This is a genomic window from Nitrospira sp., assembly GCA_029194535.1.
Lineage (GTDB): Bacteria > Nitrospirota > Nitrospiria > Nitrospirales > Nitrospiraceae > Nitrospira_C.
Genome location: JARFXR010000002.1, coordinates 879210 through 898984 on the forward strand (window position 1 = coordinate 879210; position 19775 = coordinate 898984).

Annotated in this window: 12 protein-coding genes; 5 read left to right on the forward strand and 7 right to left on the reverse strand. The window is 59.0% G+C overall.

Annotation, left to right across the window (positions count from 1 at the left end; all coding sequences use genetic code 11):
• Positions 1-14: 14 nt before the first annotated feature.
• Complete coding sequence (locus P0111_15630) at positions 15-2654, forward strand: patatin-like phospholipase family protein (protein MDF0645461.1); 2640 nt, start codon at positions 15-17, stop codon at positions 2652-2654.
• Between the two features lie 18 nt (positions 2655-2672).
• On the opposite strand, the gene P0111_15635 is transcribed toward P0111_15630, so the two are convergent.
• The 5 genes from P0111_15635 to P0111_15655 all read right to left on the reverse strand — a co-directional run bounded on the left by P0111_15635 (position 2673) and on the right by P0111_15655 (position 12165).
• The gene (locus tag P0111_15635; protein MDF0645462.1) at positions 2673-5177 is read right to left on the reverse strand and encodes a DUF87 domain-containing protein; all 2505 of its coding nucleotides are present in this window, start codon (positions 5175-5177) and stop codon (positions 2673-2675) included.
• Positions 5178-5431: 254 nt separating this feature from the next.
• Positions 5432-5704, reverse strand: a complete 273-nt coding sequence (locus P0111_15640; GenBank protein ID MDF0645463.1) for a BrnT family toxin — start codon at positions 5702-5704, stop codon at positions 5432-5434.
• Between the two features lie 891 nt (positions 5705-6595).
• Positions 6596-7297, reverse strand: a complete 702-nt coding sequence (locus P0111_15645; GenBank protein ID MDF0645464.1) for a GIY-YIG nuclease family protein — start codon at positions 7295-7297, stop codon at positions 6596-6598.
• Entirely contained in the window at positions 7254-8405 is a 1152-nt protein-coding gene (gene dcm / locus P0111_15650; GenBank protein ID MDF0645465.1) for a DNA (cytosine-5-)-methyltransferase, read from the reverse strand. The genes P0111_15645 and dcm overlap by 44 nt, the downstream gene beginning before the upstream one ends.
• A gap of 1180 nt (positions 8406-9585) precedes the next feature.
• Positions 9586-12165: an excinuclease ABC subunit UvrA gene (locus P0111_15655; protein MDF0645466.1), complete on the reverse strand. Its 2580-nt coding sequence runs from the start codon at positions 12163-12165 to the stop codon at positions 9586-9588.
• 584 nt (positions 12166-12749) lie between these two features.
• Between P0111_15655 and P0111_15660 the strand changes: the two genes are divergently transcribed.
• Positions 12750-15716 (forward strand): response regulator, encoded by a 2967-nt coding sequence (locus P0111_15660; GenBank protein MDF0645467.1) that lies wholly within the window; start codon positions 12750-12752, stop codon positions 15714-15716.
• 352 nt (positions 15717-16068) lie between these two features.
• Here the strand turns inward: P0111_15660 and P0111_15665 are convergent, their stop codons facing one another.
• Together P0111_15665 and P0111_15670 are read right to left on the reverse strand one after the other, a co-directional pair.
• Positions 16069-17664: an ATP-binding protein gene (locus tag P0111_15665; GenBank protein MDF0645468.1), complete on the reverse strand. Its 1596-nt coding sequence runs from the start codon at positions 17662-17664 to the stop codon at positions 16069-16071.
• A 10-nt stretch (positions 17665-17674) separates the two neighbouring features.
• Positions 17675-17899, reverse strand: a complete 225-nt coding sequence (locus P0111_15670; protein MDF0645469.1) for an addiction module protein — start codon at positions 17897-17899, stop codon at positions 17675-17677.
• 353 nt (positions 17900-18252) lie between these two features.
• Here P0111_15670 and P0111_15675 point away from each other — a divergent pair, with 353 nt between their 5' ends.
• From P0111_15675 to P0111_15685, 3 genes are all read left to right on the forward strand, one after another.
• On the forward strand, positions 18253-18651 hold the full coding sequence (locus P0111_15675; GenBank protein MDF0645470.1) for a type II toxin-antitoxin system prevent-host-death family antitoxin: 399 nt from the start codon (positions 18253-18255) through the stop codon (positions 18649-18651).
• Complete coding sequence (locus P0111_15680) at positions 18648-19292, forward strand: zeta toxin family protein (protein MDF0645471.1); 645 nt, start codon at positions 18648-18650, stop codon at positions 19290-19292. The genes P0111_15675 and P0111_15680 overlap by 4 nt, the downstream gene beginning before the upstream one ends.
• 165 nt (positions 19293-19457) lie before the next feature.
• On the forward strand, positions 19458-19748 hold the full coding sequence (locus P0111_15685) for a class I SAM-dependent methyltransferase (protein ID MDF0645472.1): 291 nt from the start codon (positions 19458-19460) through the stop codon (positions 19746-19748).
• Positions 19749-19775: the final 27 nt, after the last annotated feature.

Genomic DNA, 19775 nt, shown 5'->3' on the forward strand with positions numbered 1-19775 from the left:
GGCGCCGGACCATCATGACGAACTCCCAGGAGCAGGGACCCTATTCGCTGGCCAGGGTGTTGGAGGAGGAATATGCCGCGCTTCACGGGCCGCTTCCGGCCGGCCCTCCGGCGGCTTCCGAATCTGAACGACTCGCATCGGCCTATGCGCGCATCCATGGCCTCCCACGCCGGCAGGCGGCCCTGTGCCTCTCCGGAGGAGGCATCCGCAGCGCGACCTTCGCCCTCGGCGTAATCCAAGGCCTGGCCAAGCTCAAACTCCTGGACCGGTTCGACTATCTCTCGACGGTCTCCGGAGGCGGCTACATCGGCAGCTGGCTGTCGGCCTGGATCAAGAATCACCGGCGAGGTCTTGCCGGTGTCGAAGAGGAGTTGCAACAGCCGCCGCAGCCGGACTGTGTCGAACCGCTGCCCGTCGCCTATCTTCGCGCCTACAGCAACTACCTCAGCCCGCGCCTGGGGTTCATGTCCGCAGACTCGTGGACGCTGGTGGGCACCTATTTGCGCAATCTCGTCCTCAATTGGTTGGTCTTCATTCCGTTTCTGCTCGCCGGACTAGCCGTGCCGCTCTTGTACCGGGCGGCGTTGAGGAGTCTGGCGCCGGACCTGCTCGCCGGGTTCTGCGCATTTCTGGGGAGCACGCTGCTGCTGGTCAGTCTCGTCTATCTCCACCTCTGCCGCCCGAGCCTCTGGAAACTGCGCACCTCTCCATCATGGCGACGGTTCGAAAGTCAGCCGGCATTTCTTGGATTGTGCCTCGCTCCCTTGCTGCTGGGTGTCGCCAGCCTGTCGTTCGGATGGTATTGGCATCTACGAGCCGAGCGGACCGTGGAACATATGACGCTCAACGGATGGTCGAGTCTGACGACGTTTTGGGTGGGAGGGGCGCTCATGCACACCCTCGCCTGGCTGACTGCCGCGCTGGTGCTGCGACGTCCGTGGAACGACCTCTGGCGCTACCTCGAACTCCTGACCATCGTACTCAGCGGGTTGCTGGGCGGCAGTTTGTTGTGGCTCACCCTGGCCAAATCGGCTCCGCTGTCCGGACTCCCGCGATTTGAGGACTGGTACACCTGCGCCGCCGTTCCGGGATTCTTGTCCCTATTTCTGCTCGCGGCCTCCGTGTTCATCGGCATCGCCAGCCGCTCCACCGGAGACGACGACCGCGAATGGTGGGGCCGTTCTGGGTCCTGGGTCCTGATCGCCACCGTGAGTTGGACGGGCATCTGCGGGATCGTGCTCTTCGGCCCTCTCGTGCTCGCACAGATCCCCGGCTGGATCACCTCCGCCGGGGGTGTGACCGGACTCGTGACGATCGCGTTGGGGTTCAGCGCACGAACCGCGGGGCAGCCGGAGCAGGAGCGACCGAACCTGTGGGCAAAAATCGCGACGAAAGGATACGTGCTCCTGCTCGCGCCGCTGACGATTGTATTGGTGCTGATGGCGCTCGCCACACTGAACAGCGCGGTACTGCACAGCGCGCCCTTGCTGCAAGTCGGGGCATACATCGCCGGCTTGGCTCTGTTCGCCGTCTTGATGTCCTTCTACATCAATATCAACAAGTTTTCGCTCCACGCCATGTACCGCAATCGACTGATACGCGCCTATCTCGGAGCGTCGCGCGGCACGGAGCGAACGCCGAATCTCTTCACCGGATTCGACTCCCACGACAATTTTCAGATGGCGGAGTTGGCCCCCGTGGGCGCAGCGGTCCAGCGGCCCTTCCACGTCGTCAATATTGCCTTGAACCTGGTCCACGGAAACAATCTGGCGTGGCAGCAGCGAAAGGCGCAGTCCTTCACGGCCAGCCCGCTGCACTGCGGAAGCGGGAACATGATCCCGGGCGGTTACCGCCCGACTCGGGAATATGGAAAGAATCCCGCGGTAGGCCAAGCCATCACGATCGGCACCGCGCTGGCCATCTCAGGCGCAGCCGCGAGTCCTAATATGGGCTATCATTCGTCTCCCGCGGTGACGCTGCTGCTGACTCTGTTCAACATCCGGTTGGGATGGTGGCTGGGAAATCCGGGAGAGGCGGGCCGGACAGCCTATCGGAGATCCTGCCCCGAGTTTGCCGTCGGCCCCCTGCTGTCCGAAGCCTTCGGGTTGACCAACGACGAGCGGCGCTATGTGTATCTCTCCGACGGCGGGCACTTTGAGAACCTGGCCCTGTATGAGATGGTACGCCGCCGATGCCGCGTCATCGTCGTGAGCGATGCCGGCTGCGACCAACTCTCCCGGTTCTCAGACCTTGGGAACGCCATCAGGAAAATTCGAATCGATTTGGGTATTGAAATCGAGTTGGACGTCGAGAAGCTGCGGAGGAAAGCGGGGTCGCCCTTCAGCGAACGCCGCCACGTGGTCGGCAGGATTCGGTACGATCTCGTCGATCCCGGCGCGACGAGCGGCCTCTTGTTGTATCTCAAGCCGTCTCTGACGGGACAAGAGCCGACCGACATCCTCGACTATGCGGCAAGCCACCCGGCATTTCCGCATGAATCGACTGCCGATCAGTTTTTCGACGAATCGCAGTTCGAATCCTATCGGAAGCTCGGCCTATACACCGTCAACGAGGTGTTCCTCGATGCGGCCGCCGAGACGGGGTTGGCGGACGACCGTCTGTTCGATCTGCTCCACTCGCACGGGAGCGGATGACGAGCCGGGAGCCGCCCGCTACGTCCACGCAGGCCGCAGCGATCCTTGCGGATCCCTCCATTGAGGCACCCAGGCCAGGGCGACGAGCTTGACGGCGATGTTGGCTTTCGTGAGCTTGATCGAAATCGCTTCGAGTTTTTCGTTCAGCGGATCGGTCGCCGCGGCCAGAGCCTCGCTCTCGGACTTGAATTGCGCTTCCAGATCGGCCAACTGTCGCTGCAACGCCGCGACGTTTTCCTCTGCCGCTCCGACGTCCTGAGACTCTTTCATGACCCGCCCGGCGCTTCGAATCGCCGTCGTGGCGCGGCCGATGTTCGCCGCGCTGATGGTCTTGCGCCCTAGAAACGCGCCGAGGATCGACGCGCCGACTGAAATGGCCGCCTGCACTTGGCTGGAACGCGACTCGGCCTGCTGTTTCTCCTTCGCCGACTCAGCCCGCCTGATTCTGTCCTGAAGGCTCGCGATCTTCGCCGCATACTTCCGGCGCAGGGCATCCGCGCCCTTATCACGCTGCTCACGGCCCCCCTGCTGTAACCGGACGCGAAAATCCCGCTCGGACTCGCCGGGTTTCGAGATCTCCCCCGTACTCGGGCTCTTCCAGAGTTCGACCTTCTGCGTGCGATACAGCCATCCACCGAAATCCTTACTCCACCCTTCATAGTTCTTCACCTTGCCGGCCGACGCCGGCAAGGCGAGAAATTGCGCGCCGTCCTCCGGTGACGACTCAAGATCCCCGACCGTCAAATCCACAGCGGCCGCCTTGTCCCAATCGACCGCCACAGGTCCCTCTGTAATCGACGCCAAGACCGTCACATCCTGCGTCTGATCGACCGCGCTTTTCGAGTCGGCGAAGCGGATCTGCGAAGCGCCCAGCAACATCGGAGCATAGGCGAGATCGCTCCCCTCCGGTTTCGACCCGCGCAGGGGCACAAAATGCTGCGGCACATCTGGAGGCAGCATAGGACGTGATTTCAGTGCTGAGGACTGAGTGCTGAGTGCTGAGCGGGATGCTGGTGTTTCACGCTCCACGCTTAACGCTTCGCGTCTCATTGGATCCGTCAACTGCGTAATCTGCGTTCTGGTGAGCGGACCCCTTAGATAGGATAAACACCAGCGCGTCTCGAACACCACCGGCTCGTCTTCATGCACATTGTTCATCAGAAAGATTCGGCTGCCAAGGCCGGCGAGCGTTTGTTCCATCCGTCCCCTATCGAATGTTTTGCCGGCGCTGGAGGAGGCCCCTTCCAGCCCTTCCAGTACGCGGGCCTTGTCCCGCTCGGTTTGCAGCCGACCGATGAACCAGGTGCCGGTGTTGGCCAGCCCCTTGTAGTCGAGATCGACAGGATTTTGCGTCGCCAAGACGACGCCCAATCCGAACGCCCGCGCCTGTTTCAATAGCGTGAGCAACGGCCCCTTCGACGGCGGATTCGCCACCGGCGGGAAATACCCGAAGATTTCGTCCATGTAGAGGATGGCCCGCAGACTCGTCGTGCCGGACTGAGCCCGCATCCATCCGACCATCTGGCTGAGCAACAGGGTCACGAAGAACATGCGTTCTGCATCGTTCAAATGCGCGATCGAGAAGATGGCATGGCGCGGCTTCCCCGACGAGGTATAGAGCAGCCGTTGAATATCCAGCGCTTCGCCACCAAGCCAAGCCTGAAATCCGGGCGCCGCAAGCAGGTTGTTGAGTTTCATGGCCAGCGCAAACCGTTCCTTAGATGGGAAGAACGAATCCACGTCCATCACACCGATCTTGGACACAGGCGGCGATTGAATCGCCTGGATCAACGCGGCCAGATCGAGGTCTTCCTCTTTCCTCCACGTCCGGTCGAGAATCGTCGAGAGGAGAATGTGCTCGCGGCTTTGGATCGGATCGGCTTCGATCCCGAGCAGGCCCAGCAGGCTGGTCACCGTCGTGCTGATCCGCTCGCGCAACAATTCAGCATCGTTCAGCACGTCGGACGCCGGTGCCGCAAAGGATTTCAGAATGGAAACGGGCAAGCCCGCGTTGCTCCCCGGCGTATAGATTGCAAAGTCCGCCGCGTCGCGTAGGCGCTGAATGCGCGCGCCGTCCTGTTGCCAGCCTGCGAGACCTTTCGTCCAGAGTTCCGCCTGGGCCTTGGCATAATCGGCAGAGGACATGCCCTTCTTGCGCGCGTCGTCCTCGTTGATCCAGGGTTGAAACTCTTCGCCCTTGAGGCTGGGAAACGTCAGGAGCAAATTGCCGAGATCGCCCTTGGGATCGATGATGATGGCCGGAATATTGTCGATCGCCGCTTCTTCCAGCAACGAGAGGCAGAGCCCGGTTTTGCCGCTGCCGGTCATGCCCACGCAGACCGCGTGCGTTACCAGATCTTTGGAATCGTAGAGCAACCAGCCTGGTTTGGCTTGTTTGGCTGCGAGATCGTACGGACGGCCGAGATAAAAGACCCCGAGCTTTTCGAAGTCTTCGGCGGAGCTCGCCCCCGCCTGGCCCTGAAAGGGCTTCGGCTTAACCGGCTCTTTCTTTTTCGGCGGCATCGATCTACCGCGTCGCCGCTGTCGTTCGCCGCTTTACCCATTGAGGCGAGCGCCCTCTCAACCTCCTACGCCGCCTGGCATCTTTGATCAACGCCCACAATGCATCGTTGACGGCCCGCGCTGTCGGAAACGCAGCTGCAACCTCCGGTCTGAGCAGGACAAGATTTGTTCCAGCCCTGTAGGCCTTCAGATACTTGCCTCGCACACCCTCTCCGAGGTCTTCTCGCCGATACTCCGAACGCAGTTCGGTTTTTCTAACCCTCTTCATAGATGATCCTCTCCTGTTTCGTCATCAAACGCGCGCTGATGATTCTGGTCTTTCCAGCGCGCTCCGTATGCGCAACGATCAGCAACCGATTTGACCGCGATACCCCGAAGGTTAGGAAACGCGGCTCATGCTCCGAATGATCCGGGTCTGGAAACGTGATCGCCAGCGGATCTCCGAACACCATCGCCGCTTCCTGGAACGAGACGCCATGTTTTTTGAGATTGACGGAAGCTTTTCTCTCATCCCAGTCAAACTCCATCGCGTGAATCTTGCCCGGTCATACTCCTTGAGGAATTGACATGAGCGTAGACTTCCTGTTCCGACAATGCAAGCGCCGCTCTCCAATTGCACGTACTATTTGCACACAGCCAGCTCAATGGTCGGCACCTCAGGACAGCATCCACGTACTTCAGATGCCCATACTAGGCAAAGGTCATGAAGATATTCGAGATCGTCAGCAAGAGAATCGTGTGCATGAAATCTGTCCCTTATGCGATGATTACGACCACTACAGACCGGGGTAGTCTGACTCCCTTTCGTTCATGAGTACGCTCCTTCCCACAAACGACCCAGGAACTCTTGCCGAGGAAGAATCTCGATCCCATCGACCAGGCGCGGAGTAGTTTCCAAGCTCACCACGACATAGTGTTTCAAGCGCCCTTCTTCCCGCAGCGCACGGAGTCCCCACAAATCCCGGTCCGACGCATCGATTATCCCTATTGCCGGGGGCCGAAGAGGAGATAGGGCAACTGTTCTTGTGGGTCAAGGAGGCGGGGGCGTCCATACCCTCCAGGTCATGATATTAGACACTATCGTTGTCCATTATCATGATAATGGACGCCACCCATGGCATACATCATCTAGCCCAGATCATTTCTTTCGGCGCCACTGGCGTCGCGCTTGAGATTCACACGGATGAATCTTTTCATCTCTGATGCTCACCACCAGGCGAATGTCATGAAGAAGTTGGGGATGATCGGCAGCAGGATCGTGTGCATCCAGCACACCTCACTGTTTTTGAGATTTGAGGATTTCCACTCTGACTTGTCCCAAGGGAAGACGTACGAGCAGCATCCTAGCTTGCGCTGAAGACATTGGAATGTTTGCGGTTCGAAGCGGAGAAGTGGTATCCGGAACGTCGCCACCTTGGCTAGCGCTTCTTGTAGTCTGATGTGATGTTTAGTTCTTGGATGCGCTGAGCGGCTAACCGCTCTAACCTTCTCGCCTGGGTCAGAAGCGTGCGCCGAAGCCCATCGGACACGTCTCGTTCACTGATGACGCGAGCCAAACTCGCGATTGTGGTTGCACGCCGAGCGATTCGGATATCTGGATGTTTGCGATGCTCATAAATGGATTCAGGAATGATACATTGCTTGTGTGAGATGGGCAGGGCGACTTCAGCGCGGGGAGCTATTTCCTTCTCGTTCAATACGGCCCCAAGCGCTGACTCCCTCAGGACCTTCTGAAACACCGTATACTCTGCACGGTCCAAGAATGACTTCTTTTCAGTCTTGCCAAGGCCTTTGATCTGATCATCCAGAGGCCAGACCTCAATGTAGGCTACCTCGAAGGGGTCAAGCACATTCATCGCAACCGCATCGGTTCTTTGGTTGGTCAGATGCCTACTAACGCGGCCACTTAGTTTTTCTTCGGTTTGTCCAACGTATATCGGCTCCCTGTCATAGTCATAGAACGCATAGACCCCGTGCTTAAAGCCTCCTATTCGTCTGGTGCTTGCATCCTTTTTAGCGAAGAACTTCCTGATCTCCGCGCGTATGGCAGCAACATCTTCTGGCAACCCGGCAGGCTTAGACGACAGCGGCGTATCTTTCTTTCGCGATCTCTTTGGCATTTAATTCTTTCCATGCAGGTGTCAGGTAGTTCTCCGCTATCCAACGCACAACGGGGACACAAACTGCATCCCCAAATCCAAAGAGAGCCTGATTTAGAGGAGCGGATATTCTGAAGTTGTCTGCGCCCATGAGACGGGCGCATTCTCGAGGGGTGAGCAAACGCGCACCGTAGCGATTGCTGCCAGCCACGAAAAGGATCTGTCGTCCGCTCCCACCCCGGGGTGTGCGAAGACACCCAGCAATTCCGTCCGTTCGTAACTCAGCCATGGAACGCCCGTAACGAACTCGACGGAAGACCGTCCCATATGAAATCGTTTTGCCCTTGATCATTTTGTCAGCTACCGCACGATGCTTCTCACTCATTTGACTGAGAAGATACTCGGCTCTTTGCCTGCTCCACCAATAAGGTGAATTAGCCGGCAAATCCTCGACGATATCACGCAGCATTGAGTTGGCTCCCACGATACTAGGCAAACTTCTTAACGACCATCGAATCTCTGGATGCCAGAGAATAAAGTCTGCCAGTGCTTGAGGTCGGCACGGAGATTCATAAAACCCGAGCGACTCAGCCGAACGATCCGACTTAGGCTTTTCCTTTATTCCGATTAGAAATAGCCGCTGCCTGCTCTGCGGCACGAATAGGGCCGCATCAATGATGAATGCGTCCACCGCATAGCCCAGCTCGTTTAGGGCAAGACATGCATCCCGAAAATCATTCCCATCATGAGAGGTCAGAAAACCGGCAACGTTTTCCAGCATCAATAGCGGTGGGCGTCGACGCCCCATCCCACGAATCGCGTCGACAAACCCCCAGAATGCTCCTGAATGCTGGCCCGAAAGCCCGCGACGCGCGCCCGCAAGCGAAAGATCATTGCATGGGAATGATGCTGTAGCTAGGGTGACGGGAGGTATTTCATGTGGCGCGATCGCATGAACGTCACCCAGGACAAAATGAGCGCTTCCATCATCAAAGTGCCCCCGATACATCTTCATTTTGTCTTGATCAATATCATTCGCCCATAAAACTTTCCATCCAGCTTGCTCAAGCCCCATGCGCATGAGACCGATTCCAGCAAAGAATTCCGCGACTGTTCGTGTTTTGTTCATATCAGCTACATGCCTTGAGCAATCTGGCTATGGTTGATGGTTTCTGAATGGAATCCTCCCATATCCTTATTACATTCCAGCCTTTCGCCTGGAGCATACCAGTGACGAATTTATCTCTAGCAACATTACGGGCTATTTTCTTTTTCCAATAAGGCCGATTGCTCTTTGGGATTCGGCATTTTCGAGGGTGCCCATGCCAGAAAATACCATCAACAAACACGGCTACTCGTTTCCTAGGAAAGGTCACATCAGGTTTACCGAGGAGGGGATAGGACCTGCGCCAGCCTGTGATTTTCTCATTGTGGAGGAGAGCAAGAAGCTTTAGCTCTGTTGATCTATTCCCCGACGATTTTACCCGTGCCATGATCCGCGAGCGTTTGGCCGCCGAAAAGGTGTCCATTCTCCCACTTATACTTTCGAGTGTTGGAGAGCCATTAGGCTGACACGAACGGCTGAGAACTCCGCAGCATAAACTGGCCAAGGTCGCGGCTACTATCCTCGCTTATCGGAACTCTGTCAAGAAACACCTTCGCTCAAATATGGCTGAGACTGATGGCCATCGATACCATCAGCCACCGCCTCCCCCATTTTTCCTTTTAGGCGGACGGAAGGGATGAGCATGGAGAGTTCGCCGTAGCGTCAATTGCCGCTCACCAGCCAGTGAAGGCACTGGGCGCCGTTCCGTCGGTTCGTCCGGTAAGGCGCGCAGCCAATAGTGCAGGGGACAATACCGGCTTAGCGAATCATTGCATTACGGCAAAGCCGAAGCTGGTCGCCCTTCGTCGCACGCTCACCCACCGCTCTTCTCTACCCCACCCACTGCAAAACCCCCGCTATCCTTCTTTCTGGATGTTCGACCTCAGGATAGACCGGCTGATAGTCACAAGCGCCATTAGCCACCCATTCCCCTTTCCTTTATATCGAGGAAGGATGGGATGCCAAGTACGCGACCTGTGCCGAAGCTCGGGCAACGTACCTATTACTCTTGTGGGTGGCGTCGATCAATTGCTCGCCCGCAGCGGGGTCCCTACACCGGGCGGGGTGCGAGGACGAGCAATGATCGACGACAGGACCCACGCCATGTCCCTGAGGCACCGGAGCGCGCGGGCAGCCGATCCCTACATTCCACTGCCTGATGGTGAATCCCGAAAGATCCGCCCTTCGTCACTCCGTCCCTCCCCTACAGCCCCGCTTCCTTCAACACCTGTCCCGTATACGACCGCTTCGACTTCGCAATCTCCTTCGGCGGCCCCTCCGCCACGATTTCGCCGCCTCGGTCGCCGCCCTCCGGTCCGAGGTCGAGAATCCAATCCGCATTCTTGATCACATCGAGATTGTGTTCGATCACCAACACCGTATTGCCCGCTTCGACCAGCCGATCCAGCACATCCAGTAAGCGCTGGACATCGGCGAAGTGCAGGCCGGTCGTCGGCTCGTCCAAGATGTACATGGTGCGGCCGGTCGCCCGCTTCGACAGTTCGCGCGAGAGTTTCACGCGCTGCGCTTCACCGCCGGACAGTGTCGTCGCCGATTGCCCGAGCCTCACGTAATGCAACCCCACATCGTGCAGCGTCTGCAGCTTGGCTCTGATGAGCGGGATGTGCTCAAAGAACTCCAACGCGTCGTCGACCGTCATATTCAGAACGTCCGCGATGCTCTTTCCCTTGTGCAGAATCTCCAAGGTCTCGCGGTTGTACCGTTGGCCCTTGCAGACTTCGCAGGTCACGTATACGTCCGGCAGGAAATGCATCTCGATCTTGATGAGCCCGTCGCCTTGGCAGGCTTCGCACCGGCCGCCCTTGACGTTGAAGCTGTAGCGGCCCGGCTTGTACCCCCGCATCCGGGATTCCGGCAGGTTCGAAAACAAGTCGCGGATGTATCCGAACAAGCCCGTATACGTCGCCGGATTGGACCGGGGGGTGCGCCCGATCGGCGACTGGTCGATGTCGATCACCTTGTCGAGCGCGTCCACACCGAGCAGTTCTTTGCACCCATCGAGAGGTATGATGTTTCGGTGGGTCGCCCGTTTCGGGTTTCGGGTTTCGGGTCTTTCTCGCAACTCGGAACTCGCAACTCGAAACGCCCTATCAAGCATCTGCGACAACGAATGAAACAGCACTTCGAGCACCAGCGTGCTCTTGCCGGAACCGGACACGCCGGTGACGCAGGTAAGCAGCCCGAGCGGAATTTGTGCCGTCAGGCTCTTGAGATTGTGTTTCTGCGCACCGATGATGGACAAAAACCCTCTCGGCTTGCGCTGCCGCGTCGGCACCGACACCGACTGGACGCCGCGAAGATATTGGCCTGTGAGCGAATGGGGGTCGGCCATCACGTGCTGTGGCGTCCCTTGGGCAATCACATGCCCGCCATGCGAACCGGCGCCCGGCCCCATGTCGAGAATGTGGTCCGCCGCCATCATCGTTTCTGCGTCATGCTCGACCACGACGACGGTATTGCCCAAGTCGCGCAACCGAAGCAGCGTTTGCAGCAACCGGCGATTGTCTCGTTGATGCAGTCCGATCGAAGGTTCGTCGAGAATGTACAGCACGCCCACCAGGCCCGATCCGATCTGCGTGGCCAATCGGATCCGTTGTCCTTCTCCTCCCGACAACGTGGCGGCCGTTCGATCCAGCGTCAGATAGTCGAGCCCCACGTTGACCAGAAAGCCGAGCCGTTCGCGGATTTCCTTCAGGATGCGGTGCGCAATCACCAGTTCTCTGTCGGTGAACTTCAACGTACTGAAAAAGTCTGCCGCAGCCCGCACGGAGAGCTCGGTCACGGCGGCGATCGATCGGCCGGCGATTTTCACCGCCAGACTTTCCGGCCGCAGCCTCGCCCCTTTACAGACCTCGCACGGCTCCAGCAGCGACAAGTCCTCGTCCTCGGGGCAGTCCGACGTCATGGCGAAGCCGATGCCGTCGCAGGCCGGGCAGGCCCCGTGCGGGCTGTTGAACGAGAAGATGCGCGGCGTGACTTCCGGATAACTGACGCCGCACCGGATACAGGCCAGCTTCTCGCTGTACAGCATCGTCTTGTCGGCTTCGGTCAAAACCCCGACCAGGCCTCCGGCCAGTCTCAGGGAGGTCTCCACCGAATCGGCGAGCCGGCGCATCAGGGCATCGCCCGGTTTCATCACCAACCGATCGACGATGATCTCGATCGTATGTTTTTTCTGCTTGTCGAGCGTGATGTCATCGGCGAGATCGACGAGCTTGCCGTCGATGCGGGCCCGAACGTAGCCGGCACGGCGCATTTCCAGCAGCTCTTTCCGATACTCGCCTTTTCGTCCCCGGACGATCGGCGCGAGAATCTGGAACTTCATCCCTTCCGGCAAGGCGAGGATCGCATCGACCATCTGCTGGACGGTTTGAGCCGTGATCTCCTGGCCGCACTGAAAACAATGCGGCCGGCCGACGCGCGCAAAGAGCAATCGAAGATAGTCATAGATCTCGGTGACGGTGCCGACGGTGGAACGGGGATTGTGGCTGGTGCTCTTCTGTTCGATGGAGATGGCCGGCGACAGACCCTCGATCGAATCAACGTCGGGCTTGCCCATCTGATCGAGAAATTGGCGCGCATAGGCGGAGAGCGATTCGACATAGCGCCGCTGGCCCTCGGCGTAGATCGTGTCGAAGGCGAGCGACGACTTGCCCGAGCCGCTCAGACCCGTGATGACGACCAGCCGGTCGCGAGGAATCTGAACGTCGATGTTCTTGAGATTGTGCTCGCGCGCGCCCTTGATGACGATGGAGCCGGACATGGGACGCGAATTATACCACGTCGATCGCAGCCGCTGAGGACGGCACCCGGCAGTTCGGGTCCAATTGAGTTGCGACACGGCCCCTGGACAGGTCCCGGTGACTGGCGTACCATTTCCTTCGCTGCGCGTGTTCGCCACCTGTTCCCACAGGCGGGCCGATCGATGATCTTCCTCTCTCAAGACCATCCCATCACCGAGAAAGGCCTGATGGAGTTCCAGCCGTTTGGTAGACGGGCGGATGGAACGCCGATTCGCGACATCAGCGGCGTGGTCATCCGCGCTTTGGTCGATTCATTGGAGGAGTCGGTGGGCCGGATGCAGGGAAAGGAGGCGGGTCAGCGCGCGATCGAGGATCTCGTACTGCGGCTGAACAGGTGTGTGCCGGACCGCGCCTACCACGTCACCTCTCAATTCCTTGGCAACCTTTGGAACAGTTACTCCAACGAGTTTGGAGTGTTTTTGACTCAGTTTTGTTGGGACATTTCGGGGGATCCGCAGTTTCAGTTCAACATGCAAGGGAGAAGGCGATTTCCCCCGCCATCCAGATCCTCGGCCGGCCCTTTTCGGTTCCGCAGATCTATAGAATGTCGGCCTATTTCTCCCAGCGGTTTGCCAAGGACTCCTTCCTGACCGATGCCATGGAAGTCTCCGACGGATCAGCGATCATCCGGATGCGGTTCACGGACCGTGCCTTGCAGCAGTTTGGCCCCTACCTTCGATCCTGCGCCAAAATGTACTGTCTCGCCCACAAGGGCTATTTCGCCGGAGTTCCGGAGAAATTTCACAATCTGCCGCCTGCGATCGTCACTGACCGATGCTGCATGGCCGAAGGGGATGAGTATTGTGAGTGGAAAGTGATCTGGTCTGAAAGAAGGCCTCGCGGCTGGTCGCCCTTCACATGGCTTGAACGCGGCGCGGGAATCAACAGACGCCGGCATCGAGGTCCAGGTATTTTACATCACAATCCGGTTTCGACCGAACAACCGGCGGAATCAGCGGCGGTCTCCCCTCTCCTGTCGAATGAACACCGCATCACCGAGAAGGGCAAGATGGAGTTCCAGCCCTTCGGCGCAGAACGTGATGGAACCGTCATTCGCGATCTCAGCGGAGTGGTCATCCGGGCAGACGTGGAATATTTGGAAGCGTACGTGGGTCTGCGGAAGGGCGCTGAGGCGGCTCGAGGCGCGGTCGAGGAATTGATCCATCGCTTGAACGGGCTCATTCCGGATCCAGCCTACCATGTCACGACGCCGTTCCTTCGCAATCCCTGGAATAGCTACTCCGCCGAGTTCGCTTCCTTCATGGCTGAGGCCTGTATCGACATTTCGGGAGATCGGGATTTTCTGTTCAACATGGCTCGGCAAAAGGCCATCTCGCCGATCATCACCACCTTAGGCAGGCCGTTCTCGGTTCCCCAGATCTATAGGATGTCCGCCTATTTCGCGCAGCGATACGCCAAAGACTCCTTTTATACCGAAGCCGTCAGAGTCTCTGAGTCCTCGGCGATCATTCAAATGCGATTCAACGAGCGGACCATTCGGCAGTTTGGACCCTACCGAAGAGCCTGTGCCGAGCACTGGTGTAACGCCCATAAGGGTTACTTCGTCGGAGTCCCGAAGATGTTCCATGCCCTCCCGGAGGCGAAGGTAACGGACCTGCGCTGCGCCGCGAAGGGCGAGGACTATTGCGAATGGGAAGTGGCCTGGAGTCGGAGCGCGCGCCGAGCCTGGTTTCCGGTCGGATGGGGCGCCGGACGTCGCTTCGGCAAAGAAATTGAACAGCGCGAACAAATCATTCAAGAGCAGGCAAAGTCGCTCGATCAGTGGTTCGAGGAACTCAAGAGCGCGTATGCGCAACAGCAGCAATTGTCCGCAGAGCTTCAACGGCGCGTGGATCAATTGACCACGCTGCGCGAGACCGGGCTGCTCTTTACTTCCACCCTCGACCGTGAAGCGTTGATGACAACCGTATTACAGACCATCGTCGAGAAACTCCGCTATGACCGGGCCATGCTCGCGCTGTACGACCCCTCGCGACATGTGAGCCATGACGCCCGCCTCATCGGAGTGTCCGATGAGATCGCGACATACGCCCGTTCGGTGGAGGTTCCGGTCGTTGATCCCGAGACATTCGAAGGTACGGTCTTACTGAAGGGCGAGCCGATTCTCGCCGGCGATATCCAACAGGTCTGGCACCGCCTCCACCCTCTCAATCAGCGGCTCGCCTCCATGGCAAAGGTCACGTCGCTGATCTCGGTGCCCCTGAAAGCGAAGGATGAGATCCTTGGCTCCCTGACCGCCGATCGTACTCATGGACCGCCCCTCACGGAAGACGACCTGAACTTATTGGGCACGATGGCCAGCGAGGTCGCGATTGCGCTGGACAACACCCGCGCCTATGGCCGGATCGAGGAGTTGAACCGGGATCTGGAAGCGAAAGTGCGTGAACGCACCGCCTCGCTTGAACAGTTTCTCGCCCGAGTCTCACACGATCTCAGGACTCCCCTCGCAGGCATGACGGGGTTTGTCGATAATATGTTGGCCGGGGTGACCGGCCCGCTGAACGACCAGCAGAAACAGTATCTCACAAGAATCATCGCCAATTGTGGCCGATTAGGGCGTCTGGTCGACAATCTGCTGGATCTGCTGGTGGACCCGGACCGGATCACGTTGGACCTGAAGGAAGTCTCGTTGGCGTCTCTGGTTCGTGACATGGTGGAGCAAGCGAGGCCACTGGCGATGACCAAGCGACAACAGTTGGCGGTACAGTGCGTGGATGAGCACATCACCGTCTGGGCGGACGCCGATCGGTTGAGTCGAGTCCTGGTGAACTTGATCGACAATGCGATCAAATATACTCCGCCCTTAGGGTCGGTCTTGGTCAAGGTGGAACTAGAGAGTATGCACCGTGCCAGAGTATCAGTGATCGATACGGGGGAAGGGATCCCACCCGAAGCGCTCCCGAAACTCTTCGATTCATCCCTTCGAATCGAGCGACCAGGGAAGAGTCAGGTGAGAAGCCATCGCATAGGGCTCTCCATCGTCAAGGACCTGGTCGAACGACACGGCGGCACCGTCACGGTTCGGAGCGAGGTGGGCAAGGGATCAGAGTTCGCCTTTACTGTCCCGATCCCGCGGACCAAGGAAAGAAGCGCGCCGGCGGCAACCGGAAAGAGCAAGCGTCTGCTGGTAGCCGATGATGATCCTGATATCCGCCAACTGTTGTCGGATCGGCTGACCTCCGAGGGATACAGCGTTCGGACTGCCGGTGACGGGCGTGAGGCGCTTGACGCGTTGCGCGCAGAACAATTTGACGGCTTGATCCTGGACATCGGAATGCCGGAAGTGACGGGGCTCGACGTCCTTCATCGGGTCCGAGAAGACCAGCCCGGCTTGCCGGTGATCATGATTACTGCCGCGGAGGCTCGTGAACGCGCGCTCGTCGCCATACGGACCGGAGCCCATGCCTATCTTCTGAAACCGTTCGATGCGAGCCAACTCAAGCAGGTGGTCGAGCAATGGGTTGGTCCAGCGCGCCGGACGATTTCATGATAATCCTCACGCCGATCCCGGCTGCCCGATCGGTGAATGTGCGGTTTGCGGTGGGCCGAGAGAGAAAAAATAATCGATGCTCGTGCCTGACGGCTAGCCCGACGTTGCTCTTTGGCGCGAAAGAGCTTTTCGATTTCCGGACTTAAGTGGTCGATTCTTTCCATTTTCCTTGTAGTTGATGCCGACGGAGAACCGTGGCGAGATCCTCATCATCCAACGTGGCCTGCTCTCGGAGAATCCGCACCCGCTCACGATCTTTCCTTCGACCCGTTTGGAGACAACTAGAGACCAAGTGAGTGGTCATCGTACCATCGGCGTACGATTATAGTATGCAGAGAATTCGAGCTGAGGGTTACGGACGTTTGCGGGATCTGCGGCGGTTCGCATCGAGGGCTTCGCCCCACCGGGTCAGAAAGGACGTCACGAATTCGTGTTCTTCAGCGGGCGGCACGGCTAGGCGAGCCAAGGCCAACGAGACGGCGAGCGCAATGTGGTAGCCTTCCGAGCGAGAGGCGACCGCGCGGCGATAGGCTGGATGCACGTCGTTGATGACGACCGTGGATTCGACCAGACGGCCCAGATCCGGGTCTCCCTCGTGCGACTCGAACCGGATGGTAAGTCCATAACGTCCAGGTCGTGACCGGCCTTTGGGTCCCGGCACAACCGCAACGCCCGACGAAGACTCCGGTTGAGGATGCGCCTCCTCTTCCGCTTGTTCGTCGGACTCCGGCATTCCGCTCGCGTCCGGCGGCATCTCCGGAACAGTGACCGCCTCCTCGGAAACTTCCGCACCGCTCATGACCGACTCAGCGAGGAGCGTCTGCCCGTCTTCGGCCGACTCGGGTCGTCCGATGGGCAGACGCTTCTGGCCTCCCGCCCGCTGCTCCACCAACGATGCCAGCAGTGGAAATTCTTCGGCCAGATCCACCAGGACGGTTTCCAGATCACGCTCCAGGGGCCGTACGGCGCGGCGACCAGCCTTGTCGCCGCTTTCACGAACGTCGCCCCAATGAACAAGCTGCCGCGAGACCGCCTCCTGAATAGCCTTGCGATAACCCAGGTACAAGGCCCCGCGCGCGCCCACCCGGACGAAGTCTCCCTTATTGAGCGTGAGGGCGGCAGCCAACGCCGGCGCCTCGATCATCCCCGCCATTCGGTCCGGCGCGGCCGGCGTGATGCCGAGCCAGTCCCATCCGCGTTTGATGACCTTGCCGAAGGTGCTGATCGCCAGACCGCGCTGATCTTCTGGAACCGGAGACTCGCTGCGCCCCAGATAGCCGACCGCCGTCGGCTTGCGCTTGCGCGCCAGACAAATCGCCAGCCTCGACATATCGGCGCCGGCAGCATGCTGACGCATCAGCACCCGCCCGTTGACCTCGAACCGGAAGCCTTTTGGATAGTGCGCGCTGAGCACCTCGTCGAACTCCGGCTCCAACAGCGGTTGGTATTGCCGGCGTAGCACCCCTTCGAGGTAGCCGTCATCGAGGAGCGGCGAGAGCGCGTTGTGCAACTTGAGTTGCACCGCCGTGCCATGATCGGCGACCAGCCCCAACGGAGGAATCCATTTCCACGGGGCCTTGTGCCGTCCGGCCAAATGCCAGCGGCTTGCCACATGTTCCTTGCCACGCCGCGTCTCGGTGACGACGTCCTCACATACGAGCAGACCGAGCTTGATCCCGACGCCCGCGAACCCAATCCCATGGCCGCGCGTTTTCGTGCTGGCGGCCAGATCGTGGTAGCGGACGAGATCTCTTCGTCGCATGCCGGAACCATCGTCCACGATGGTGAGGGTCGAGGCGGCGGGATCAGCCGTAAGCCGCAACAACGTCGCGCCGGAGTCCAGCGAGTTGGCGACGATTTCCGTGAGGATGGTTTCTTCCAGCGCACCGGGATAGGCATCACGCAGGTCTTCCAGCAGATGATGGAGGTCAACGCGCGTTTCGCCCAAGGGAAACTCCTCAATAAAGAGCTTGTCGCACCCGGCGAAACACCTCATTGGCGGGTATTTCTTTGGCTCTGCCCTCACGCAGATCTCTGAGTCTTCGCTCCGCTTCAGCAATCCACAGCCGCAAATTTTCTTCTTCCGAGGGGGCATCCAAACTCAAAATGAGTTTTTCCGCGAGCTGCGCCCTCGCATCCAAGTCAAGTTTCATGATTTCGGCTTCCAGTTCCTTATGATTCATAGCCCTGTCACATCCTCCCGGTCGAGGGGACTGGGCTTTCACGGAAAGTATCCTCACATGGTTCGGACTTCGATGCAACCGCCTAGCCTTGGTAGTGGGTCAGTCTGCCACTAGAAGCACTGGAGTTTGTCATTCCCGCGGAAGCGGGAATCCAGTCAAGGCCTTCTCGTCAGCATAGAGTCTTGATCGAGGAGTGGATGCCCGCTCCCCGCTTAAAGCATGCGAGGACAAGCTTCGCGGGCATGACGCAAGAGGAAACTGACCCACTACTCCCCTCTACGCACGCTTGACCAATAAATGGCTAATATGTACAATTCAGCTTGATTGGTCATTATCCCCCTAGCGAGGTCACCATGTCTAAGCTCACGTTTAGAAACAGCTATGGCCAGCTTGTGGACATCTCCACCGTGGCTGCCACGAAAGTCAAGAACGAGTTCGGGGCCATCCTGGAGAAAACTATGCACAGTGGCGCGGTCGCTATTACCCGTCACGACACGCCCAAGGCCGTGCTTCTCTCGTTCGCCGAGTTCGAATCGCTCATCAAAGAACGCTGCCGCTCACTCGACGATCTGAACGCAGAGTTCGACGGATTGCTGGCCCGCATGCAGACATCAAAAGCGAGAAAGGGCGTGGAGGCCGCCTTCAACGCCTCTCCTGCAGAACTGGGGCACGCCGCGGTCAAGGCCGCCAAAAAGCGCCGTATACCGCCGCGCAAACGAGCGCGGCGGGTTCCTGCCGCCGCGCGGGCATGAGTGCCCCCAAGGGGCCAAGCATTCATGTACTGGCCGGCGTCAATGGCGCGGGGAAGAGCAGCATCGGCGGAGCGGCCATCCGTCAACACGGAGGCGAGTATTTCAATCCGGATGAAGCGGCTCGCGCCCTCAGGGAGAAAGATCCTACCCTGACTCAAGCCGACGCCAACAGCGCAGCCTGGCGCCAGGGCGTGAGACTGCTCAAGCGGGCGATCGAAGAATACCTTGATTTCACATTCGAGACCACCCTCGGCGGGAGCACCATCACGACCCTCCTCATGCAAGCCGCCGAACGAGGCATCGAGGTGCACGTCTGGTATGTGGGTCTGTCCAGCCCGGAATTACACATCAAGCGTGTGCAGACCCGGGTCAGCCAAGGCGGGCACGACATCCCTGAGCACGACATTCATCGGCGCTACGAACATAGCCGTCTCAACCTCATTACACTGCTTCCCCACCTCACAAGCCTGCACGTATACGACAACAGCGGGGACGCGGACCCCGCGACCGGCCAAACCCCAAAGCCGACGCCGGTGCTGCACATGAAGCATGGTAGAATTTTCGGCCCGCCGGACCTGACGTCAACACCGAACTGGGCCAAACCTATCGTCGCAGCAGCGCTCAAGCTGGATCAATTCTAAATCCACGCGATTAGAGAACCGAACCACAGTCGGCGGCGCGAAAATCCAGCCTCCCCCGAGTGCGGTCTCGACCTGGTCGGGCTCCGAGCGCGAGCGAGCGGTCCAACGCATGTTCACCGCCATTGCCGGGGAGGACGATCTCAACAACACCCTGCCAGCTTCGGCCTGCATTATCGCTGGAAGAAAATCACGGCCGCCTCCGTGCCTCCCGTTGAACACGGGACCGTGCTCGACGTCGGAGCCGGGACAGCCGATCTCGCGCTCCTCGTGGAGCCTCGGATGGGCGCGCATGGACGCGTCATCGCGTCGGATTTGAATCACGCCATGCTCGCCGAGGGATTGAAGAAGATCGATGGTAAAGGCCTGAGAGGAACAATCACGTGTTTACAGGCCAATACAGAACATCTTGGATTCGTCGACAACTGCCTTCCTAGGCGCGTCGAAGCCGGTCAATAGGGGCAACCAGGTCGGAACACCATGCCG